25 protein-coding genes are annotated in these 21850 nt (G+C 40.3%); 22 read left to right on the top strand and 3 right to left on the bottom strand.

The window, feature by feature from the left end; all coding sequences use genetic code 11:
- The first annotated feature begins 122 nt into the window (after window positions 1-122).
- Genes TY15_RS02280 through TY15_RS02330 form a run of 11 tightly spaced genes read left to right on the top strand, consistent with a single transcriptional unit; the run spans window position 123 to window position 8110 of the window.
- Window positions 123-1205, top strand: coding sequence for a membrane protein (locus TY15_RS02280; protein ID WP_042374003.1), 1083 nt, complete (start codon window positions 123-125; stop codon window positions 1203-1205).
- Window positions 1192-3381 carry a molybdopterin oxidoreductase family protein gene (locus tag TY15_RS02285; RefSeq protein ID WP_040206162.1) on the top strand — a complete coding sequence of 730 codons (2190 nt, stop codon included), beginning with the start codon at window positions 1192-1194 and terminating at the stop codon, window positions 3379-3381. The genes TY15_RS02280 and TY15_RS02285 overlap by 14 nt, the downstream gene beginning before the upstream one ends.
- A complete protein-coding gene (locus TY15_RS02290; RefSeq protein WP_007086371.1) occupies window positions 3382-3942 on the top strand; it encodes a 4Fe-4S dicluster domain-containing protein in 561 nt (186 codons plus the stop codon).
- A 12-nt stretch (window positions 3943-3954) separates the two neighbouring features.
- Window positions 3955-4479, top strand: coding sequence for a Rieske (2Fe-2S) protein (locus TY15_RS02295; RefSeq protein ID WP_040206166.1), 525 nt, complete (start codon window positions 3955-3957; stop codon window positions 4477-4479).
- Window positions 4469-4660 carry a hypothetical protein gene (locus tag TY15_RS02300; protein ID WP_040206168.1) on the top strand — a complete coding sequence of 64 codons (192 nt, stop codon included), beginning with the start codon at window positions 4469-4471 and terminating at the stop codon, window positions 4658-4660. Before TY15_RS02295 ends, TY15_RS02300 begins: the two co-directional genes overlap by 11 nt.
- Window positions 4653-4964 (top strand): hypothetical protein, encoded by a 312-nt coding sequence (locus TY15_RS02305; protein ID WP_040206170.1) that lies wholly within the window; start codon window positions 4653-4655, stop codon window positions 4962-4964. The genes TY15_RS02300 and TY15_RS02305 overlap by 8 nt, the downstream gene beginning before the upstream one ends.
- Window positions 4951-5232, top strand: a complete 282-nt coding sequence (locus tag TY15_RS02310; RefSeq protein ID WP_040206171.1) for a hypothetical protein — start codon at window positions 4951-4953, stop codon at window positions 5230-5232. The genes TY15_RS02305 and TY15_RS02310 overlap by 14 nt, the downstream gene beginning before the upstream one ends.
- Window positions 5233-5279: 47 nt before the next feature.
- Window positions 5280-5933 carry a sensor histidine kinase gene (locus TY15_RS02315; RefSeq protein ID WP_040206173.1) on the top strand — a complete coding sequence of 218 codons (654 nt, stop codon included), beginning with the start codon at window positions 5280-5282 and terminating at the stop codon, window positions 5931-5933.
- 20 nt (window positions 5934-5953) lie between these two features.
- Window positions 5954-6607, top strand: a complete 654-nt coding sequence (locus TY15_RS02320; RefSeq protein WP_040206175.1) for a response regulator — start codon at window positions 5954-5956, stop codon at window positions 6605-6607.
- 15 nt (window positions 6608-6622) lie between these two features.
- Window positions 6623-7075, top strand: a complete 453-nt coding sequence (locus TY15_RS02325) for a GAF domain-containing protein (protein WP_040206176.1) — start codon at window positions 6623-6625, stop codon at window positions 7073-7075.
- Between the two features lie 15 nt (window positions 7076-7090).
- Window positions 7091-8110: a sensor histidine kinase gene (locus TY15_RS02330; RefSeq protein WP_040206177.1), complete on the top strand. Its 1020-nt coding sequence runs from the start codon at window positions 7091-7093 to the stop codon at window positions 8108-8110.
- A 39-nt stretch (window positions 8111-8149) separates the two neighbouring features.
- Here the strand turns inward: TY15_RS02330 and TY15_RS02335 are convergent, their stop codons facing one another.
- Complete coding sequence (locus tag TY15_RS02335; RefSeq protein WP_040206179.1) at window positions 8150-9802, bottom strand: glutamine--tRNA ligase/YqeY domain fusion protein; 1653 nt, start codon at window positions 9800-9802, stop codon at window positions 8150-8152.
- A gap of 190 nt (window positions 9803-9992) precedes the next feature.
- On the opposite strand from TY15_RS02335, the gene TY15_RS02340 reads away from it, so the two are divergent.
- From TY15_RS02340 to TY15_RS02375, 8 genes are all read left to right on the top strand, one after another.
- Window positions 9993-10976, top strand: coding sequence for a Gfo/Idh/MocA family protein (locus tag TY15_RS02340; protein WP_052353684.1), 984 nt, complete (start codon window positions 9993-9995; stop codon window positions 10974-10976).
- Window positions 10977-11205: 229 nt separating this feature from the next.
- Window positions 11206-12222, top strand: a complete 1017-nt coding sequence (locus TY15_RS02345) for a 4Fe-4S binding protein (RefSeq protein ID WP_040206182.1) — start codon at window positions 11206-11208, stop codon at window positions 12220-12222.
- Between the two features lie 180 nt (window positions 12223-12402).
- Window positions 12403-12768 (top strand): SCP2 sterol-binding domain-containing protein, encoded by a 366-nt coding sequence (locus TY15_RS02350; protein ID WP_040206184.1) that lies wholly within the window; start codon window positions 12403-12405, stop codon window positions 12766-12768.
- 362 nt (window positions 12769-13130) lie between these two features.
- Window positions 13131-14846: an ABC transporter substrate-binding protein gene (locus TY15_RS02355; RefSeq protein WP_392391342.1), complete on the top strand. Its 1716-nt coding sequence runs from the start codon at window positions 13131-13133 to the stop codon at window positions 14844-14846.
- Between the two features lie 56 nt (window positions 14847-14902).
- Entirely contained in the window at window positions 14903-15859 is a 957-nt protein-coding gene (locus TY15_RS02360) for an ABC transporter permease (RefSeq protein ID WP_040206187.1), read from the top strand.
- 58 nt (window positions 15860-15917) lie between these two features.
- Window positions 15918-16796: an oligopeptide ABC transporter permease gene (opp4C, locus tag TY15_RS02365; RefSeq protein ID WP_392391344.1), complete on the top strand. Its 879-nt coding sequence runs from the start codon at window positions 15918-15920 to the stop codon at window positions 16794-16796.
- A 9-nt stretch (window positions 16797-16805) separates the two neighbouring features.
- Entirely contained in the window at window positions 16806-17786 is a 981-nt protein-coding gene (locus TY15_RS02370) for an ABC transporter ATP-binding protein (RefSeq protein ID WP_040206189.1), read from the top strand.
- A complete protein-coding gene (locus tag TY15_RS02375) occupies window positions 17783-18748 on the top strand; it encodes an ABC transporter ATP-binding protein (RefSeq protein WP_040206190.1) in 966 nt (321 codons plus the stop codon). The genes TY15_RS02370 and TY15_RS02375 overlap by 4 nt, the downstream gene beginning before the upstream one ends.
- 85 nt (window positions 18749-18833) lie before the next feature.
- On the opposite strand, the gene TY15_RS02380 is transcribed toward TY15_RS02375, so the two are convergent.
- A complete protein-coding gene (locus TY15_RS02380) occupies window positions 18834-19181 on the bottom strand; it encodes a hypothetical protein (RefSeq protein WP_040206191.1) in 348 nt (115 codons plus the stop codon).
- Window positions 19182-19308: 127 nt separating this feature from the next.
- On the bottom strand, window positions 19309-20034 hold the full coding sequence (locus TY15_RS02385) for a Crp/Fnr family transcriptional regulator (RefSeq protein ID WP_040206192.1): 726 nt from the start codon (window positions 20032-20034) through the stop codon (window positions 19309-19311).
- A 191-nt stretch (window positions 20035-20225) separates the two neighbouring features.
- Here TY15_RS02385 and TY15_RS02390 point away from each other — a divergent pair, with 191 nt between their 5' ends.
- The 3 genes from TY15_RS02390 (at window position 20226) to TY15_RS02400 (ending at window position 21842) form a co-directional block, all read left to right on the top strand.
- Complete coding sequence (locus TY15_RS02390; protein WP_040206193.1) at window positions 20226-20435, top strand: heavy-metal-associated domain-containing protein; 210 nt, start codon at window positions 20226-20228, stop codon at window positions 20433-20435.
- Between the two features lie 133 nt (window positions 20436-20568).
- Entirely contained in the window at window positions 20569-21417 is an 849-nt protein-coding gene (locus tag TY15_RS02395) for an MBL fold metallo-hydrolase (RefSeq protein WP_040206194.1), read from the top strand.
- A gap of 125 nt (window positions 21418-21542) precedes the next feature.
- Window positions 21543-21842, top strand: coding sequence for a DUF5658 family protein (locus TY15_RS02400; RefSeq protein ID WP_052353682.1), 300 nt, complete (start codon window positions 21543-21545; stop codon window positions 21840-21842).
- Window positions 21843-21850: the final 8 nt, after the last annotated feature.

The following is a 21850-nucleotide window of genomic DNA, read 5'->3' on the forward strand; positions in this document are numbered from 1 at the left end:
ATATTTCTAAGGGTTTTTCCCCCCGATGATAGGGGAGTTCCCCTATATAGATGACACATCTATTTTTCTTACAATAAGAGTAAGAAAAACGGATGTGTTATTTTTTTAAGGAGGACGAAAACATGCAGTCAACTATCGCTACGACTAAAAAAAAGGAACGCTCAATCAATGATGCGTTTGCTTCTCATTTTGCAAAATCCATGTTTTTAACAGTTGTTGGACTGTTCATTTTAACGTTTATCGGCACAAGAATGTTCACGCATGTCGATTTAAATCTTTATGGATATATGGTAGGAACGATTGTCTTTATCGGAGGATTTTTCTACCGCTTTATTGCCTGGGGAGAAAGACCACCAACCAAAATTTTTATTAAAAAAGGTCTGAAGCTTCTTTTTCGAAAAAGCACACCGAAAACAGCTGTCAATCATTTAGCCATATACGATTTCATCCGCAATCGTGGGATTTACCGTTGGATTCAGCATATTTTAATTGGCTGGGGCTGTGTGCTCGCCTGCCTGGTTACCTTTCCACTGGTATTCAGCTGGATGTATTTTACGATGGAAGACAATGGATATTATACAATTGTCCTCTTTGGAATGAATGTCATGCATGTGAAAGCGGAAGGGATTATTGCTTGGTTATCCTATAATGCCTTGAACATTGCCGCCATCATGGTGACAGCCGGCGTCGTTATGGCATTAAACCGCCGCCTGAAAAATATGCAGGCCCGAGCAGAACAAAAATTTATGTACGACTTTTTACCATTATACTTACTATTATTTATTTCAATAACTGGATTACTATTAACTTTCCAAAACATAGTCCTACATGGCTGGATGCAGCCGCAAATGTCGTTAATTCATCAATTTTCCGTTATTGTCACGCTTATTTATCTACCGTTTGGTAAGCTTGCACACATTCCGTTCCGCCCAGTGAGCGTATTTGCAAGAAACTACCGTGAACATTATGGCGAGCAACAGATGAAGGAATGTAAGGTATGTGGTGATCATTTTGTTTCAGTTGAACAATCAAGCGATGTCATTCAAGTCTTGGGCGCCAATGAAATTGACTTCAATATGCAGGATGGCTTTAATTTAGCTGAGCTATGTCTGCCATGCCGAAGAAAATATCGCATATCAAGATTTTCAGGATTCGCAACACATCAAGTGAAGGTCAAGGAGGCAAACCAGAATGCCAAAGGATAATTTTCGGAACCCTAGAGATGGATTTTTCAAAGAAGTCGAAAATGTACGCCATCCCAATGAAACTCTTGTGAAAACACACTGCAGCTATTGTGGTATGCAATGTGGAATGAATTTACGAGTTAATACAAAAACAAATAAAATTATTGGGGTCGAACCCCGTTATGACTGGCCAGTAACACTAGGAAAAATGTGTCCTAAAGGAGTTACAGCTTACCAACAAACAAACCATGACGATCGGATCTTAAAACCATTAATCCGTGATGATGCTTCGCTAAAAGGCACGAAAGAGGGCTTTCGTGAAGCAACATGGGATGAAGCCTACCGCTTAATTGCGAAAAAGTTTGCTGAGCTACAAAGTAAATACGGTAAAGACACCCTATCCGTGTTCAGTGGCGTATCGATGACCAACGAAAAGTGTTATTTAACAGGCAAGTTTGCTAGAGTGGGCATGCAAACGCGCTATATCGATTATAACGGTCGTTTCTGTATGTCGAGTGCAGCAGGTGGCTTCCTTCGCTCATTCGGAGTGGACCGTGGTTCAACCTTACCTTGGACCGATGTTCATGAAACAGATTGCTTATTCATTGCGGGAAGTAATACAGCTGAATGTCATCCTACTTCAATGTTCCGCGTTTGGGCTGTACAAGAACGCGGCGGCTACTTAATTGTTGCCGATCCAAGGGAAACGCCAATTGCTAGAAGAGCAGATGTTCACTTGGATTTAAGACCAGGAACAGACCTTGCACTGGCTAACGGAATCTTAAATCTGCTGATCCAAAACGGTTACGCAGATGAAGAATTTGTTAACAACCATACAAATGGCTTTGAAGAAACAAAAGAGCTCGTGAAAGAATTTACACCAGAATATACAAGTGAACTAACTGGGGTTGCTCCAGAAAAAATTATCCGTGCCGCTGAAATATACGGAAAAGCACCAAATGCGATTGTGATGTTTGCACGTGGAATCGAGCAGCAGCATAAAGGCGTTGATAACGTTTCTGGTTATACGAATATGGCGTTAGTAACAGGAAAAATTGGCCGTCCGAAAGCAGGAGTAGCAACGTTTACGGGCCAAGGAAATGGTCAAGGGGGGCGTGAGCATGGTCAAAAATCTGACTTGCTGCCTGGCTATCGCAAAATTACCAATCCAAAGCATGTGGAAGAAGTATGTAAAGTATGGGGAATTACCCCGGAAGAAATGCCGCAGCCAGGTGTATCTGCCTATGAAATGTTTGAATTAATGGAACAAAAAACAATCCGCGGATTGTACTTACTTTGCTCCAACCCTGCAGTTTCAGCGCCAAACTTGAACTTTGTTCGTAAGGCAATGAAAGGCTTAGATTTCATGGTATGTGCTGATTTTTATCTTTCCGAGTCAGCGGAATTTGCGGATGTGATTCTTCCAACGGTTACTTGGTCTGAGGACGAAGGGACCGTAACCAACCTAGAAGGTCGGATCATTAAAATCAATAAAGCACAAGAACCAATAGGAGAATCAAAACCAGATTGGCAAATACAGGCCGAACTTGCTGAATACTTGGGTAGAGGTAAGTACTTCTCCCATTTAAAAACGGCTAAAGATGTAGCCGATGAATTCCGTTTAGCGTCTAAGGGCGGCTACGCCGATTACTATGGTGCAACATGGGATAAGATTGACAAACAAGACGGTGTTTTCTGGCCTTGTAAGGATGAAAATGATCCTGGAACACCGCATATGTTTTTAGATAAAAAATTCTATCATCCAGATGGTCGTGCAAAGATTTGTGCCTTGCCATACCGACCACCAGCAGAAGAACCGAACGAGGAGTATCCATTACGTCTCACAACAGGTCGTGTAGTCTATCATTATTTATCTGGTAACCAAACGCGCCGGATTCAATTTTTGCGCGATATGTGTCCGGAACCGTATGTCGAGGTCCATCCGGAAACGGCTGCCAAATATAACATTGAACATGAAGAACATGTCCGCTTGTATACCCGCAGGGGAGAAGCTGAATATAAAGTGAAAATTACTGAAGCGATCCGTAAAGATACGGTGTTTGTACCGTACCACTTCGGTCACGACCAATCTATTAATCTATTAACGATACCGGCGCTAGATCCAATGTCACGAATGCCTGAATTTAAAGCGTGTGCCGCGCAGATTGAAAAACTGAAACTAAAGAAGGTGCAGTAAATGAAAAAGAGGCTGTATTTAGAACTTGAAAACTGTATAGGATGCCGTTCGTGTTTGGCTGCCTGCACACAGTGTGGAGGACATGAGGAACGCAATCGTAACTATGTTTATGACGTGAATCCACTTGTCAACCGTCAAACGATGCCTCTGATGTGCCTACACTGTGTGAATCCTGCATGTGCGAGAAGCTGTCCGGCTCAAGCCATTCAAATTCATGAAACAGGTGCTGTTCTTTCGGCACTTGTGGAAAAGTGTATTGGCTGTCAAAACTGTACGATTGCTTGTCCGTATGGTATACCGAAGTTTGATACAGAGCAAAATCTAATGTATAAATGTGATCTATGTATTGATCGGACAAAGGATGGTATCCCGCCAATGTGCGCAAGTGTCTGTCCTTCCAATACGTTGCAGTGGTTAACAGATGAAGAAATTGAAGCGAAACAAAAGCAATTTAATCTTGATAATGGTAAATGGGTAACAAGTATGCCTTATTTAGAAGGCGAAACGAATGTTAAAGTGAATCTCCCTGGAATCTTGCAGGGTGTTACTAAACTGTTTTAGGAGGGATTATTCATGACAGATAAAAATAATAAAATCCCGTTCAATGAAGATAACTATACACATAATATAAACCGAAATAATGAAAGAAAACTTGACCGTCGTGGTTTCATGAAAACATTGGTAGGTGCTGCAGGAGTGTTTGCGGTATCTTCCCTTCCATGGGGAGTGTTGGCGGCAAAGGAATTGAATGGGCTCGGGGATAAAAAATATCCGAAGCATAAAATCACCGATGAAAAGTCCTTGCCAATCGGGGACGCGGTTGACTTCGCTTTCCCAGGGGAACATGATAGTGCGATCTTAATCCGCCTTTCAGAGAAAAAATATGTTGCCTATCAAAATGCCTGTACTCATTTACGTTGCCCTGTGTTTTGGAAAAAGGATGAAGGGGAAATGCTCTGTCCATGTCATCACGGGAAATTTGATGTAAACACAGGTGAACCGATCGCGGGACCGCCAAGACGTCCACTCCCTGAAATTCATGTGAAGGTTGAAAATGGCGCCGTCTATGCCGTGGGGGTGAAACGCTATGAAGCGTAGTTATTTACCTGTCGCCTTCCTACTTGCCGTGTTGATGTTGAACCTTATTTTTACACAATATATGGTGCATCAATATTTTTATGAACATTATACAAATACGATTATTGCGGCTGTCATCAATGTTATACTATTCCCAGTCGCCTTCCTTATTTATAAAAAAGGTGTGAATGTCCATGACTAGTGAGACATATATTGATTTTTGTTTCGTACGTCCGGAATTAGGTGGCTTCGCTAACGAAATTAATGAATTATTGAAACAAACCTTTGCAAAGAAACGGTTGAATTGGTTTTTGGAAGAAAAAACAATGGAAGGCGTCGAAATGGTGGTTGCTGAAATCAAAGGGATGAGCAATTGGAATTCTGAGGATGAGACCATCCAATATCTTGAAGAAACAGCGGGGGATAAGTTTTGGGAGTATTTGCAGGGCTACAAGATGTTTATCTATCCGGTCAAGAGAGGATGTACTAGCTGTGGAACTCATTAAATTAGAAGATGTGAAACAGTTTGTCGGCATCCCAGTAGTCATTTCGATCCATGATGACGAAGGTGGAGATCAACCACCTGCTGTAAAGAAATCTATAAAAAAAATTCAGTACTGTCCGGATGGGACACATATCCGTTTTTATTTTGATGATATTTATTTTCTTGCCGTTCCACTCACTAGCAGTGTTAATCGAAATGATGAACAGTGGTCTGCATTTGACCAGGAAAGCGGCTTAGTTTATACAGTAAAAAAGGTCCAGGATATTTAATCACCCTGGCCTTTTTTTAACATTCACTATAGATTGGAGGGAGAATCATGGATGGCTTAAAGGCAGAGCAACTGATCAGCTCGTATATTATTGATACACAGGAAGAGGAAATCAAACGGATTGCCTCAGAGCTGCATGAGGGAGTTGGCCAAAATCTATATAGTATCTTAACAGGATTACAATTTGTTGAATCAGGCATAGGTGAACAGTCTATGAAAAAGTATGTCCGCGGAATGGAACAACTAATTGAAAAGACTATCCAAGAAATCCGATACCTTTCTGTTGAATTACATCCTCCAGCGTTAACAACATTTGGGCTGCTGGCAGCGATGAAAAGCTACAGTAAGTTATATACTTCTACCTTTGGTATACTCGTTGATATCGAATCAACTGGGATTGAAAAGGAGGTATCAGAGCGCAATAATATCGCCGTTTTCCGGGTTTGTCAGGAAGCACTTACGAATATTGCAAAATATGCAGATACCTCAAAAGTGAAAATCAAGTTTATCTGGAGTGAAGAAGAATTAACGATTACCATAGATGATTTCGGTAAAGGATTTAAAGTAGAAGAACTTACCGGCCAGTACAATTCTTCTGGTCTAGCAGCTATGAAAGAAAGAATGCTTCTAACTGGCGGACAATACACAATTTCCTCTAAAATAGGAGAAGGAACGTCTGTTGAGTTATCTCTACCCTTATAGATATAAAGGAGAGTTTATCAGTGATAAAAATTCTATTAGTTGATGATCATGCTGTCGTTAGAAGTGGCTTAAAAATGCTGCTAAATACAAATCCTGAAATCGAAGTTGTCGGCGAAGCCTCGGAAGGAAATGAAGGAATTAAGAAAGCCTTAAAGCTGCAGCCTGATGTCGTCGTGATGGACTTAAGTATGCCGCATGGAAAAGATGGATTGTCGGCAACGATTGAATTAAAGAAATTAAAACCAGAGATCAACATTTTGATCCTCACCATGCATGATGACGAGGAATATCTTTTCCGAGCGATTCAAGGTGGTGCATCTGGATGTATTTTAAAGAGTGCACCCCATGCTGAATTAATGTCAGCCATCGAATCGGTTGCAAAAGGGGATGCCTATCTTCATCCAGCCGCACAGAAGCGCTTAATGGAGGAATATTTGGCTGGTGTTAAACACGATGGGAATGACACTTATCATCTGTTATCTGACCGGGAACAGGAAGTCCTCACCCTGATTGCCAAAGGATATTCGAATAAGGAAATTGCGGAGCAGCTAGTCATTAGTGTAAAGACGGTTGAAACACATAAAGGAAACTTGATGGAAAAGTTGCAAATGAAAACCCGGCCGGAGCTGGTGGAGTATGCAGTTAAAAAGGGGTTATTGGGTTATGGGATATAAGGAGAATGACCTAAAATGACAGAAATCAGGGAACTCCAACAGGTGATCGAAATATGTGACCAGCTAAAGGGCCAGGTTCACTGTGACTTCGTGGGGCTTGCCATTCAAAATGAAATTGGCCCAGATGTGAGATGGCATTATGCTTCCGGCAATTTGAATGATAAGTACAAAAGAATAACGGTTCGGTTCGGAAAAGGAATTGCAGGAAAAATCATTTCAAGTGGAAGCCCGATGATGATGAGCCATTTTCCTCATGATATTTGGGGAAAGGTGACGGATTATCCGATCGCTCTGGCAGAAAAGCTCGTTTCCTGCTATGCCGTTCCACTATTTTTTAATGATGTGCCAAAAGGAGTCTTGTTAGTTGGTAAACGAGAGGCCCATACGTTTAGTGAATTCCATCAGCAGGTGGCAATGGAAGCAGCTCAATCCTTGGAAGAGATATTAAAGGAATATATCGTTCTTTAAATCAGGGGGATGGACATGTTGAAGGATATTCAGCAAACAAGAAATGAATTAATCGATTACAAATTCGCCCTTGATGAATCATCAATCGTAGCGATTACTGATTCACGGGGCATGATTACATATGTGAATGAACAATTTTGTCTGATCTCGAAATATACTCGAGAAGAACTGATTGGCAATGATCATCGGATTGTGAACTCACGCTATCATTCCAAATCGTTTTTTAAAGACATGTGGAGAACAATCGGAAATGGAAAGGTATGGAAAGGGGAGATTCGCAATCGAGCGAAAGACGGGTCCTTCTACTGGACGGATACGACCATTGTTCCTTTTTTAAATGAAAAAGGGAAGCCCTATCAATATTTAGCCATTCGTTATGAAATTACTGAGAGAAAACGGGTTGAACAAGAATTACAAAAAATGATGACCAACATCATTGACGTCCAGGAAGAGGAACGAAAACGCTTGTCTCGGAATCTACATGATGGAATTGGGCAAAATCTCTATAGCCATTTAATTACGATTAATCGCCTCATGTCAGAGGTAGATCATCCATTGCTGCAGCAGATGCAGGAAGAAGCGACACAACTGATTGAAGAAATCCGTGAGATCTCTTGGGAACTCCGTCCTTCTGTCCTTGATGACCTTGGCTTAGTCCCAGCCATTCGCTCTTTTCTTTCTCGGTATTCTGATCATTATAATATTGATGTATATTTTGATTGCGTGTTAAAGGACCGTCTGCCAATCAGTATTGAATTGACGATTTATCGGATTATTCAAGAGGCATTAACCAATATTCGAAAGTACGCAGATGTTTCAGATGCTACCGTAGCGGTAAGAGAACTGGACGATATCGTCAGGGTATTGGTGGAGGATAAAGGAAGAGGATTTGACCGGGAGATACAAACACTCGGTGTTGGTATGTTTAGTATGGATGAGCGCGCCCGCGCTGTCGGCGGTGAACTATTTATCCTTTCTTCGCCTGGTGAAGGGACGAAAATTATATTAGAAGTACCTCTACCTAAATGTGAATGATGAAAAGAACCAGGACGGGATTGTCCTGGTTCTTTTCTTTTAAAGTTTAAACGAACTCTTTAACGATACAATTCGGTTAAAGACTAGTTTGTCTACTGTGGTGGCTTTAGGATCGACGTTGAAATAGCCGTGTCTAAAAAATTGGAATTTCTCCTGTGGGCGGCTTTCTCGCATATTCGGTTCAACAAATCCTTGAAGTACTTCCAATGAATTCGGATTGACATGATCAAGGAAGGTGGTTCCTTCTTCACTTGCTTCCTCTGTTTCATCCAAAATAAGCGGCTCATAGAGGCGGAATTCTGCTGGAACCGAATGAGTTGCTTCGACCCAATGTAACGTTCCTTTTACCTTTCTGCCAGTAAAGCCTGTGCCACTCTTTGTTGCTGGATCGTATGTGCAGCGAAGCTCGACCACTTCTCCATCAGCATCCTTAATAACTTCCTCACATTTAATGAAATATGCATGCTTTAAGCGGACTTCATTACCTGGGAAGAGACGGAAATATTTCTTTGGTGGATTTTCCATGAAATCGTCTTTCTCAATATAGATTTCACGTGAAAACGGAATTTTTCGCATGCCCATTTCTGGATTTTCTGGATTAATTTCTGCATCAAGCAATTCAATTTGCCCTTCAGGGTAATTGGTAATGACGACTTTCAATGGGTTAAGTACACCCATTGTCCGTGGTGCCTTAAGCTTCAAATCCTCACGTACATAGTGTTCAAGCATTTGCGAATCAACGGCACCAGAGCCTTTGTGAACCCCTGTTTCACGGACAAACGCACGGATCGATTCTGGAGTGTATCCCTTTCTTCTCATTCCAGAAAGAGTTGGCATGCGTGGATCGTCCCAGCCATCGACAAACCCTTCTTCTACTAATTGCTTGAGCTTTCGCTTACTCATCACGGTATTGGTCACATTTAAGCGGCCAAATTCGATTTGCTGTGGTGTGCTCTCCATTTCACATTGCGCGACAACCCAATTATAGAGAGGACGTTGATCCTCAAATTCAACCGTACAGATGGAGTGAGTTACCCCTTCGATGGCATCTTCTAGTGGATGAGCAAAGGCATACATAGGATAAATGCACCATTTATCGCCGGTGTTATGGTGGGTAGCGTGGGAGATCCGGTAAATGACAGGATCGCGTAAATTGATATTAGGAGAACTCATATCAATTTTTGCCCGCAGCACTTTTTCACCATTACCGAATTCACCAGCACGCATCCGTTTAAATAAATCGAGATTTTCTTCAACGGAGCGATCACGGTAAGGGCTATTTTTACCAGGCTCTTTTAATGTACCACGATATTCGCGGATTTCATCGGCTGAGAGGTCATCCACATAGGCAAGTCCCTTTTCGATTAAGAGAACAGCTCGATTGTACATTTCCTCGAAATAATCGGAGGCAAAAAACAGGTCATCCCATTCGAAACCAAGCCACTTTACATCTTCTTTAATCGAATTGACAAACTCGATATCTTCCTTTACTGGGTTCGTATCATCAAAGCGTAAATTGGTTTTCCCGTTAAAGTCATCCGCCAAACCAAAGTTAATAATAATGGATTTTGCATGACCAATATGTAAATAACCGTTTGGCTCTGGTGGGAAACGAGTAACGATTTTTTGATGTTTGCCTGATTCTAAATCACTTATCATAATATCTTTAATAAAATTTGAATTGTCCACCATTTTCAACCTCTTTCTTCTTCCTTCTACTATTATAAATAACATAAATGCTGATATTTTTCCATTGTTCCCAACAATTCATGTACAAAACAATACTTTATATGAAAATTTTAAAGGGTAATTTTTGAAAGTCGAATATAAAAAGGCTACAATGATATTTTGAATAGATAAAAAGGAAAGAGGTTGGGAAATGATTAATTTAGCAACAGTCGGTACAGGATGGATCACAGAATCCTTTATTCAAGCTGCATCTCTTAGCAAGCAATATAATTTAGTTGGGGTATATTCACGAACCGAAGAAAAGGCAAAACAGCTTGCCGATCAATATGAATCAACACATTATTTTACAGATATTGAGGAAATGGCGAAAAGTGAAGAAATCGAGGTTGTGTATATTGCTTCACCGAATTCAGTTCATTATGAACAGGCTTTAACTTTTTTGAAAAATAAAAAGCATGTTATCTGTGAAAAGCCTATTTTTTCTAATACAGCTGAATTAGAAATGGCCTACCAGACAGCAGAGGAGAATGGCGTTTATTTATTTGAAGCAATCCGCAATATTCATGCGCCGAATTTCCATATTCTAAAGGAAAAGTTACCTATGGCTGGGAAGCTCAGAAGTGCTGTTCTCCCTTATATGAAGTATTCATCCCGTTATGATCAATTTCTGCAAGGGGAAGAACCGAATATCTTCTCTGCAAAATTCTCTGGAGGAGCGTTAGTAGATTTAGGAGTTTATCCACTATATGTTGCCGTCGGCTTATTTGGCGAGCCGAAAAAAGTATCCTATCACCCGGTAATATTAAGCAGCGGCGTAGACGGTAGTGGTACATTACTATTGGATTATGATGGATTTGTTTGTACCATTCTTTGTTCAAAAATTGTTGATTCCATTCTTCCTTGTGAAATTCATGGAGAGAAGGGGACCTTTTTACTTGGAGATGCAGCCCCTATTTCAGATATTACCTTTATGGATAGCCATACAAAGGAAAGACAAACCATCGGTGTGGACTTAGAGGAACAAAACATGATCTATGAATGTATCAATATTGCAAAGATCATTGCCGATGAAAATAATCAGGAATATGAACGTCTAAAAGAGTGGAGCAAAATCGTTCTGCGTATTACCGAAGAAGCGAGAAAGCAGAATAACATCGTGTTTGCAGTAGAAAAGTAAAAACATGCCAGTGGACCCAATTGATCCACTGGCATGTTTTTTTAAGATAAGTATAAATTTTGACTTTGAGAATGGTCAGCTCCGGGCGCCTTGCGCTTTTCTTTTTTTTGACAAATTTAAGAAGGCGAAGTGACAGCTTTATGACATTCCCTTATACGATGATTTAAATCACTTACCCCCATTTTTTTGTTACTTATAGTTAAGTTAATGAAAGAATGGAGGAAGCCGTATGAAGTCAATCGCTTGGTATAAAAAGCAGTTGAAACGCAAGCCTGTGCAAATCACAAGATATGTCGTTCAGGCTACTTTTCTGTTGTTTTTATTATATGTAGGCTTGCAATTTTATCAATTTTATCAGCATTTTGAAACAAACGGTCAAACACCCTTTGTTGAGCGTCCGTCTGCCGTTGAAGGATTTTTGCCGATCAGTGCCCTTGTGGCATTAAAGGTCTGGTTGACGAGTGGCGATTTTGATGTCATCCATCCAGCCGGTCTAGTGTTATTGTCGTTCTTTGTTGGGGTCGGTCTTATTTTCCGAAAATCATTCTGTAGTTGGATATGTCCTGTTGGAACAGGGGGCGAGCTGATTGGTTGGCTTGGCAGGAAGATATTTCGAAGGAATTTTGAGATTCCCCAATGGCTCGGTTGGTTGTTAACCCCGATAAAGTATATTTTGTTGCTGTTTTTTATTGGGATGGTCATTCAAATGGATATCTTTAGCGCAAAAAGCTTTTTAGAGGATCCTTATAATAAGGTTTCAGATGTTAAAATGCTGTTGTTATTTACAAACATTGGCGGATTTACATTGAAATTTATTATCGTTATTTTCATACTGTCATTATTCTTTCGAAACTTCTGGTGCCGTTTTCTTTGCCCTTATGGGGCATTGATTGGTTTGGGTTCTATTTTTAGAATTACTAAAATAAAACGAAATGAAGAGACATGTACAAACTGTGAAATGTGTACGAAAGTCTGTCCACAACGATTAAAAGTTCATAAGGTAGAAACCGTCAATTCACTCAATTGTTCAGCCTGTATGTCCTGTGTCGAAGCCTGCCCGATTAAGGACACCCTCAACATGACTGTGGCAAGGAAGAAGGTAAATAAATGGTTTGTGCCTGTAGGTTTCTTTATCCTTTTCTTCGTTGTTATCGGAATTGCGAAAATCACCGGTCACTGGGATACGATTATTTCTTATCAAGAGTGGAAAGCGTTAATCCCAGAAGCGAGGTACATCGGTCATTAGGAACTGTTACTTCGAATAAACAGCCGAACTAGAGCTGTTTATTTTTTTATGACTAAATTTTGGAGCCATCGGCCAAGGAATAAAAAAGTTCAGAAAATTTTCATTGTATAATCTGAATAGATATTAGTATCATGGAATGAGTAGGAATCCATGGTTGTTCCATACAAGGAGGGAATACAGATGACAAAGGCAATTAAAGATTATTCGTTACCAGACCTTATGGAAAGAATTGAAGAAATTTTTAATGAAAATCCTGAACCAATGAAAGGATTTAATGCAATTGTTCAATATGATGTTCACGGTGAGGAAACAGGGACCTACCAGCATTATTTTCAGGATGGCAAGTTAACGATCAAAGAAGGAGTGCAAACTACTCCAGATGTAACAATGGCCATATCATATGATAACTTCAAAAAATTCTTGTTAGGAAAACAAAGTGGTGCTGTAGCGTTATTAACAGGGAAAGTTAAGGCAAAGGGAGACATTGGTAAGGGAATGAAAATAGAAACCATACTCCGAAAGTACAACATCAAAGAGCCATTTTAGCTCCTTTCATTAAAAAGAAGGAAACACAAAAGGGACAAAACAAGGCCAACAATCTAGGTTTGTTTTTGTAGAATAATAATATTTCATAAAAATAGTACACTTTAATAGTGTGCTATTTTTATTAGGTCAAAAGAAATAGGGAAAAATACCGCTTCAATTAATTTTGAAATTTTTTAAATGTTTTTTCCAAATACTGATTGACAATTCTGTTTGCAATGAGTAATCTTTTATTTGTATATAAAACCAATCGGATTTGTCGGGTTTTAAAATAGGCCTACTTCAGTAAAGCCTTTTTAAAGTATATAGACAAGTATGATTGATGATTTTTAAGATTTATAACCAAGTAAACAGGGGTGAATAAGGTGAAAAAGAGTTTAAAAGGTTTTGTAAGTGTGATGGCCCTTTCTATGATTCTATCTGCTTGTGCATTGGATAGTTCAAGTCAACAAGAATCATCTTCATCGGCATCGAAGGCCACCAAGCAAAGTACGAGTGCAGAGGTTAAAGAGTATAAAGCAACGGATCTTTCGGCACTGCCAGATAAAGCAAAAGCTAGAAAAGATATGTTTATTGCTGGAATTTCAGCACCAGGTGGAGTGTTCTTACCGTATTTTTATGAAAATGGTTGGGATGGAAATGCAACAGACCCAATGTTCGCGCCATTAGTAAACCTAGATGAAGAAGGGAAGCCAGTTGGAATTCTTGCTGAAAAATGGGATGTATCAGATGATCAGCTTACATACACATTCCACTTGCGTAAAGGCTTGAAGTTCAGTGATGGATCGCCGTTAACCGCAGATGATGTAGCGTTTACCTTGACCCTGCTCCATGATCCAGCCTATGCAGGATATCAAGATATTTCCCTTGCGGCCATTAAAGGCGGGAAGGATTATAAAGAGGGAAAAGCAAAAACAATTGAAGGCATCAAAGTCATCGATAAAGAGACGATTGAAATTACAACGGAAAAAGTAAATGCCAAATCGTTGCTCCTTCTAGGCGGTCAAGTATTATCAAAGGCCTATTATGGAAAAGAGTATCAATATGGCAAACTTGATTATTTAAAAGAGCTTTATCCAAAACCAGTGGGTGCAGGTCCCTATAAATTTGTTAAATATGTACCGGATCAAGAAATTCGCTATGTAGCAAATGAAAACTATTATGCAGGTAAGCCAAAAACGAAAAATTTAATCTTTAAAGTAATCGACACTACTACATCTCTTCAATTGTTTGAAACAGGGGAACTTGATTATGCAGGCTTCTCTGCAGACGATGATACCGTTGAACAATTAAAAAGCTTAGGCTTCGCGAATATTCAAGTTGGACCAGTGAATGACTTTGGCTTTATTTATGTCAACAATACTCGTCCACAGTTCAAGGGTAAGAATGTGCGCCAAGCGTTAATTTATGGCTTGGATCGTCAAAAAATTGTAGATGTGAAATTTAAAGGCTACGGTGAAGTAGCCAACGTTCCAGTTTCTAAAGTTTCCTGGGCTTATAATGAAGAAGGTATAAATAAATACGAATTTAATGCCAAGAAAGCAAAAGAATTACTTGATCAAGCAGGTTGGAAGGTCGGCAAGGATGGGATTCGTGAAAAGGATGGTAAACCATTTGTTGTTCGCTATTTAACGAGGGCTGCAGACGATCCAATCATTCCAATTGCTAAAGAAAACTATGAAGATATCGGCATTAAGTTTGAGCCTGAAATCATGGACTTTAATGCGTTAGTGGCTAAGCTAAACGACAAGGATTATGACCTAGCTTCGGTATCAACCTCGCAAATTTTAGATCCAAGTGATCCTGTCGAAGAATTTGCAACAGGTAACCCGAATAACGCTGCGGGTTATTCAAATCCAAAGGTGGATGAGTTAATTCAAAAGGGCTTAAGTACATTGGATATTGAAAAACGTAAAGGCATCTACCACGATCTATATAAGGAATTAAATGAAAATCCACCGGTTATTTTAATTCATTATCGTCAAAGTGCACGAGCGATCAGTGGGCAAATTCAAGGATTAAATCCTGACAACTATACAGGCATCAGCGCTAGCTTGCCAAATATTTCGATTAAAAAGTAACCATAAAGTGCCTAGCGAATACTGCTAGGTACTTTTTCTGCTAAGGAGGAGAATAAATGAAACAGTATGTGTTACAACGCTTTTTGCAAATGATCGTCATTTTATTCGGGACATCATTTATCATTTTCTTCTTGTTTGCCATGCTTCCTGGCGATTACATTGACTCTAATATCAATCTGACCCCACAAAGGGCGCAGGAATTAAAGGCACTGTATGGCTTAGATAAGCCCGTGCTAGAACGATATTTTTCCTGGCTTGGGAATGCCCTGCATGGTGATTTTGGCTACTCACTCAAGCATCAGGAAAAGGTCACCTCGCTACTAAATAAGTATGTGTGGAATTCCTTTTTTGTGGCCATCTTTGCCCTGTTGTTAACCTGGTCGATTGCCTTAGTGACAGGTGTTTTCTCAGCTATTAAGCAGTACTCGTGGTTTGATGGCTTTGTCACCTTTTTTGTGTTTGCAGCCATGTCTTTTCCATCGTTTTTCATTAGTTTGCTATTTATTAAGTGGTTTGGCGTTGATCTTCAAATTCTCCCCATCGGCGGGATGATCGATACAGGTAGTGATAGTACGGGGCTTGCCTATCTGTTCGAGGTAGGAAAACATATGATACTACCAGTGATTATTTTAACCTTGCTGAGCATTGGATCCTTAACGCGCTACTTCCGAACTGGCATGCTGGAAGTGATCCGGCAAGATTATATTCGAACCGCTCGGGCCAAAGGGTTGAAAGAACGGGTTGTTATTTTTAAACATGCCTTGAAGAATGCCATGCTGCCAGCGATTACTCTGCTTGCATTTGAATTGCCGGGTCTCTTTTCTGGGGCGATTATAATGGAACAAATTTTTAATTGGCCTGGTGTGGGAAGAATTCAGCTAGAATCAGTCAGTTTCCGTGACTACCCTGTCTTAATGGCCTTTACGATGTTTTTATCGTGTTTAACGATTATCGGGAACTTTTTAGCGGATGTTATTTATGCGGCTGTTGATCCCCGCATTAGATTGAAATAGGGAGGGAAGTAGTATGGAAATACAAAATACCACTGTCAATAAGCAAAAGAACAAGACGATGGTAAAATCACCCTCGTTATGGAAGCAAACCTATCGACGGTTAAATAAGAATAAATTAGCGATGATTAGCTTGTTCTTTCTGCTTTTTATGTTTTTATTGAGTTTTGTCGGACCGCACTTTTCCCCGTATATCCTTGATCGAACAAACATAGCAGATATGAACCAAGCGCCAAGTGCGGCCCACTGGCTGGGAACAGATAATTATGGTCGCGATGTCCTAACTAGATTAATGATGGCGGGCCAAATATCGTTAACAATCGGGATTGCTGCCATGTTTTTATCGATCATAATTGGTTCGTTGTTAGGAGCAATTGCAGGATTTTATCGTGGTGTAGTGGATATGGTGATTATGCGCCTTGCTGATATTTTGATGTCGATTCCTGGATTGCCATTGCTGTTGATAATGGGGGCTATATTATCCGAGTGGAAAGTGCCTGCTGAATATCGTCTTTATATTATTATGATTATGCTTAGTTTTGTCGGTTGGCCCGGCCTAGCACGGTTAGTTAGAGGGCAAATATTATCGTTAAAAGAACAGCCGTTCATGCTGGCAACAGAAGTCCTTGGTCTCAGTGATCGTCGTAAAATCTTACATCATTTAATACCAAACACGGTTCCACTTCTTTTGGTGGTGGCGACTTTAAATGTAGCGGGATCTATTTTGAGTGAGTCGGCTCTCAGCTTCCTTGGGCTTGGAGTGGTTCCGCCAACACCGTCATGGGGAAATATGATGGATGCCGCCAATAACTTTATGGATTTTCGGAAACGGCCATGGCTTTGGATTCCTCCAGGAACCGCTATATTTTTAACCGTTGTTTCCATTAATTTACTCGGGGATGGACTTAGGGACGCACTTGATCCGAAAATGAGAAGGTAGGGATAACATATGAATGAGATGCTGTTGGAAGTCAACCATTTGCAAACACATTTTTATACGGAAAACGGCGTCGTTAAAGCAGTAAATGACGTCAGTTTTGCCATCCGTGAAGGTGAAACGGTTTGTATTGTGGGCGAATCAGGCTGTGGGAAAAGTATAACGGCTTTATCACTGATGCAGCTGATTCCGGAAAATGGAAAGGTCGAAGCGGGGGAAATTCACTTTGCCGGTCAAGACCTACTGCGTTTATCGAAAAAGGATATTCGTCGCTTAAGAGGCAATGAAATTGGGATGATTTTTCAGGAGCCAATGACGAGTCTCAATCCTGTGTTCACCATTGGAGAGCAAATGATTGAGCCTTTACAGGAACATTTACTTCTAAGCAAAAAGGATGCTTATAAAAAAGCGATGGCATTGATCACGATGCTAGGTATTCCAAATGCCGAAAAAATCGTCAATCTCTATCCACATGAATTGAGCGGTGGCATGCTACAGCGGATTATGATTGCGATTGCCCTTAGCTGTAATCCGAAGCTTATTATTGCAGATGAACCCACGACCGCACTTGACGTAACCATCCAGGCGCAAATTTTAGATATGTTGCGTGAGATTAAACAGGAATTTAACACGTCGATCCTGTTAATTACCCACGATCTTGGCGTGGTAGCCGAGATGGCTGATTATGTGGTTGTCATGTATGCCGGAAAAGTAGTGGAAGAAGGGCCTGTCCTTGAGCTTTTTGCAAATCCACAGCATCCGTACACGAAAGGATTGTTAAAGGCTAAACCGGTTATTGGTGAGCGGAAGGATCGGCTTTATACGATTGCTGGGCAGGTCCCTAATTTAGTCGACCTGCAAGAGGCTTGTTACTTTGCTGATCGCTGTGAGCATGCGATGGATATCTGCCGGATGAAGCAGCCAGCATTAACCACCATGGCTAATGGGCAAAAGGCAGCCTGCTGGTTATATGAGGAAGGTGAAAATCGATGAGCGAAACTTTATTAGAAGTAACAGACCTGAAAAAATACTATTCTTCCTCAAAAGGTATGTTTAAAAAATTCGGTGACGCTGTAAAGGCCGTTGATGGTGTTAGCTTTACGATTGAAAAAGGAGAAGTGTTCGGACTTGTTGGAGAATCTGGGAGTGGTAAGTCAACGATTGGTAAAACAATTCTCCGTCTTCATGATAAAACAGATGGAGAAGTGAAATATAAGGGTAAGGATGTTTTTTCCTTATCCAAGAAGGAACTTCGTCATCTGCGTGTGGAGACACAATTAGTGTTTCAGGATCCATTTAGTTCATTAAATCCAAGGATTCGGGTTGGTGACGCCATTGGCGAAGCCATGGTCGAACACGGTCTTGTTTCTAAACAGGAGGTCCGTGAGCGGGTATTAGAGGTGATGGAAAAGTGCGGACTCTCACCCTTCCATATTGACCGCTACCCCCATGAATTTTCTGGGGGACAGCGCCAGCGGATTGTCATTGCCCGTGCGATGGCATTAAATCCAGAGTTTATTGTGATGGATGAACCTGTCGCCGCTCTGGACGTTTCCATTCAAGCCCAGATTATTAATTTATTTAGTGACCTGCAGCGAGAAAATGGATTATCCTATTTGTTTATTTCTCATGATCTAAGCGTGGTTGAACATCTGTGTACAAAAATTGCGATTATGTATTTAGGGAATATTGTGGAACAAGCCTCTAAAGAAGAGCTATTCAAAAATCCTATGCACCCCTATACAAAAGCGCTTTTATCTGCTGTTCCAATTCCTGACCCAACCGCAAAGCGCGAGCGGATTATTTTAAAAGGGGATATTCCAAGTCCAATCAATCCACCGTCAGGTTGTAAATTTCGGACTCGTTGTCCGATGGCGACTGATCTATGTGCTGAGAAAATACCTGATTATCATGACGCGGGTGGCGGCCATTTTGTCGCCTGTCATTATGTATAACGTGATCCTGGAGTTACTTCTACTAGATGAAAAAAAAGGGCATGAATCACATAAGGATTCATGCCTCTTTACAATAAATAAACATCTAGATGATCTTTCTTCTAAAAATAAACCAGTAGGATCCAAAGCTGATAAGGAGTAATAGACTGACAACACCTGGGATAATATAGTCCTTGATTGTGGGTTCAGCATCTTTAGAATTTTTTGTTCTCAAAGTAGCCATTTTTGGCTCCTTATTAGCGACTTTGGTCGACAAATTATCAGATGAGGTGTGCTCATTTGCTAATTTAATCATAGTAGATGCAGGCTTAACTGAATCTGTAGAGGCAGTCTTGTTATTTATAGGGGAGATATCTAGATTTGATTGGGCAAAACCGGTCGTTCCTAATAGAAAAAACAACAATATTGAGAGCAGAGAGATCTTATTAATCACTATTTTCAACTCCGTCATCTTGTTAACTTGTTGTTCATTCTATCATCATTCACTTCAACTAGTATCAAATTTCCAGTAAAGTTCACAAAGCTTTCAATTTTATACCCAGAAGGATTTCCCTAGAAATTCACTTTTGTTCCCATTCCGACTGGAATTCCCCCAGTTTTTTTAGGTGGGACAATTCTAGAATCTGTATTTGTCTGCGTCCATTCATCGCAATTAGTTTTTGGGACATAAACGCCAATAACTTTCTGCTTACCGATTCTGGAGTCGTTCCGATATAGCTTGCTAAATCTTTTTTTGTGATCGGCAGGGAAAAGATTCCGTTTCCCTCGTTTAATTTATCATGAAATAAAATAAGGGCACGCGCTAGCCGCTGTTCCACTTCCATTAAACCCAAAAATCCCACTGATTCATCTGCTTCATAGAGACGGTCATTTAAAGCTAATAAAAAGCGATAGGATAACCCTGCATTATGTTCCATTGTCTTAAGAAAGTCATTTTTGTCGATCGAACAAATAACCGTATCAGATTCACCAACTGCTTCTGCATTCATATAATGCCTCTCATCTTTTAATAAGGAAAATAATCCAAAGAACTCACCAGGAAACAGCAAACGGACAATTTGTTCCTTTCCTTCCGCTGATGTTTTAGTGAGTTTAATCAGTCCTTTTTTGACAACAAACAATGTTTCCGAATGGTCACCCTCTCGAAAAATATACTCCCCTTTTAAAAAGTTCCGGCTCTTTGTTACCTTTTGGATTAATTGAAGATCGACCACAGGCAATCCTTTAAAAACAGGGACAGCTGTTACACAGGTAGATTCATGCGTGCAACATTGACTACATCCCATTCTTAATCACTCCCTACATAACATTCCTTTGCTTAATAGTATCTAAAATGTAAGGTCTATGAAGTGATTTGAATCAATCACAGTTCCTTCTTGATTTACATCAATGTTGATGAGAACAATTTTCATTATGATGAATGTAGTAGGAAATAGAATTGGAATTGGCCAAAGAAGAGCAATGGAGGATGGGACAGATGAGTATGATGGAATTTGCCTTGAATGATGTAGCATGCACGGGGTGTATCGGACGGATCAAAAGAAAAATTCAACAAACAGATGGAATTGCCAAGGTCAAGATCGTGTCCGGAAGTGGGAAAATTCAAATTGCCTTTAATGAACAAATCATTCCATCTGCGGAGATTAGTCGGCGGATATCAAAATTAACTCTCCGTATCTTTGATTAAGCTTAATAATGGTAATAAAGAATTTTTATTTAGTTCTTTATTGAGAATGAATTTATGCGTTATAATATAATTATTCGGCTGGTTATAATTTTTTCTTCCCGACAAAATAATAAGTAGAAAGGGAGGAATTAGTTTGGAACATGGTCAGGATAGTAAATTTGAGGAATCCTTTCTTCCAATGACCTCTATTGGTAATGGGGTTGGATTGGCGGTCCTACCGGATGTGTATTGTTATACAGATCAAATTGTTAATCTAGTACTGGTGGGAAACCCGAATGAGACCAGTGATTTTGTCCTGATTGACACGGGTATGCCAAAATCTGCAGATGAAATAAAAAAAATAGCGAAAGAGCGATTTGGAGAACAGGCGCGTCCGAATGCGATTGTGTTAACCCATGGGCATTTTGACCATGTTGGTTCGATAGCTGTTTTACTTGAGGAGTGGGATATCCCTGTGTTCGCTCATGAATTGGAGATTCCCTTCTTAACAGGGAAGGAAGATTACCCACCGGGGGATCCAGGGGTTGACAATGGTCTTGTGGCTAAAATGTCTACGCGCTTTCCTAACCATGGAATAGATATCCATACACATATCCAACCACTTCCAAAGGATGGCACCGTGCCATACATGGATAGCTGGAAATGGATTCACACGCCTGGACACACCCCAGGTCATATTTCTTTATTTCGGGAAAGGGATGGGATGTTAATCGCGGGGGATGCTTTTGTTACAGTAAAGCAGGAATCACTTTATAAAGTAATGACGCAAACACAGGAAATAAGCGGTCCTCCTAAATATTTTACAACCGATTGGAATGCCGCATATGAATCCGTGAAAAAAGTGGAAGAGCTTAAGCCGCAAGTGGCGATAACAGGTCATGGCCTCCCCATGAGTGGAGCAGAACTAGCCGAAAACTTACGATTACTAGTTGAACAGTTTGATGAAATAGCCAAGCCTAAAAGCGGAAAATATGTTAACTAACGAAGACAAGGTTGCTGTTACAAGCAGCCTTTTAGTTTTCTTTGTTTGTTCGTAATAGCGAAAGTGTTTGCATAGATTATATAAAGAAGTTGGTAAATAATAGTGAATGATTTCAAGGAGGAGCGATGAAACCCTGTGTCTTTTTGCTTGCTGCCGGTTTGTTGGATGCGATTTTGACTCATATTGGAATCGTAGCTGGTCTCATCGAAGAAGGAAACCCCTTGATGAGGCTTGTCATGGAACAAAGTTGGTTCACCTTTTATCTCATTAAGATCTTCTTGCCTCTTATATTGCTTGGTTTGTATTATTTTCGACCATTTAAAGGGATCGTTAGAATACTTCTCTATTCAACCTGTTTTCTGTATCTTTCTATCCTCGGCTATCATATGGTTTGGATTAGCCTCAACCTAAATCCCTCAACATGAATCCGCAC

This window comes from Neobacillus jeddahensis, from assembly GCF_000612625.1.
Lineage (GTDB): Bacteria > Bacillota > Bacilli > Bacillales > Cytobacillaceae > Neobacillus > Neobacillus jeddahensis.

Bases quoted from the DNA above. Each gene is read 5' to 3' on its own strand.
- opp4C (WP_392391344.1), top strand. From the start codon at position 15,918: ATGGTAAAATCACCCTCGTTATGGAAGCAAACCTATCGACGGTTAAAT.
- TY15_RS02285 (WP_040206162.1), top strand. From the start codon at position 1,192: ATGCCAAAGGATAATTTTCGGAACCCTAGAGATGGATTTTTCAAAGAA.
- TY15_RS02360 (WP_040206187.1), top strand. From the start codon at position 14,903: ATGAAACAGTATGTGTTACAACGCTTTTTGCAAATGATCGTCATTTTA.
- TY15_RS02400 (WP_052353682.1), top strand. From the start codon at position 21,543: ATGAAACCCTGTGTCTTTTTGCTTGCTGCCGGTTTGTTGGATGCGATT.
- TY15_RS02280 (WP_042374003.1), top strand. From the start codon at position 123: ATGCAGTCAACTATCGCTACGACTAAAAAAAAGGAACGCTCAATCAAT.
- TY15_RS02375 (WP_040206190.1), top strand. From the start codon at position 17,783: ATGAGCGAAACTTTATTAGAAGTAACAGACCTGAAAAAATACTATTCT.
- TY15_RS02300 (WP_040206168.1), top strand. From the start codon at position 4,469: ATGAAGCGTAGTTATTTACCTGTCGCCTTCCTACTTGCCGTGTTGATG.
- TY15_RS02305 (WP_040206170.1), top strand. From the start codon at position 4,653: ATGACTAGTGAGACATATATTGATTTTTGTTTCGTACGTCCGGAATTA.
- TY15_RS02315 (WP_040206173.1), top strand. From the start codon at position 5,280: ATGGATGGCTTAAAGGCAGAGCAACTGATCAGCTCGTATATTATTGAT.
- TY15_RS02330 (WP_040206177.1), top strand. From the start codon at position 7,091: ATGTTGAAGGATATTCAGCAAACAAGAAATGAATTAATCGATTACAAA.
- TY15_RS02390 (WP_040206193.1), top strand. From the start codon at position 20,226: ATGAGTATGATGGAATTTGCCTTGAATGATGTAGCATGCACGGGGTGT.
- TY15_RS02325 (WP_040206176.1), top strand. From the start codon at position 6,623: ATGACAGAAATCAGGGAACTCCAACAGGTGATCGAAATATGTGACCAG.
- TY15_RS02335 (WP_040206179.1), bottom strand. From the start codon at position 9,802: ATGGTGGACAATTCAAATTTTATTAAAGATATTATGATAAGTGATTTA.
- TY15_RS02345 (WP_040206182.1), top strand. From the start codon at position 11,206: ATGAAGTCAATCGCTTGGTATAAAAAGCAGTTGAAACGCAAGCCTGTG.
- TY15_RS02290 (WP_007086371.1), top strand. From the start codon at position 3,382: ATGAAAAAGAGGCTGTATTTAGAACTTGAAAACTGTATAGGATGCCGT.
- TY15_RS02385 (WP_040206192.1), bottom strand. From the start codon at position 20,034: ATGGGATGTAGTCAATGTTGCACGCATGAATCTACCTGTGTAACAGCT.
- TY15_RS02295 (WP_040206166.1), top strand. From the start codon at position 3,955: ATGACAGATAAAAATAATAAAATCCCGTTCAATGAAGATAACTATACA.
- TY15_RS02350 (WP_040206184.1), top strand. From the start codon at position 12,403: ATGACAAAGGCAATTAAAGATTATTCGTTACCAGACCTTATGGAAAGA.
- TY15_RS02370 (WP_040206189.1), top strand. From the start codon at position 16,806: ATGAATGAGATGCTGTTGGAAGTCAACCATTTGCAAACACATTTTTAT.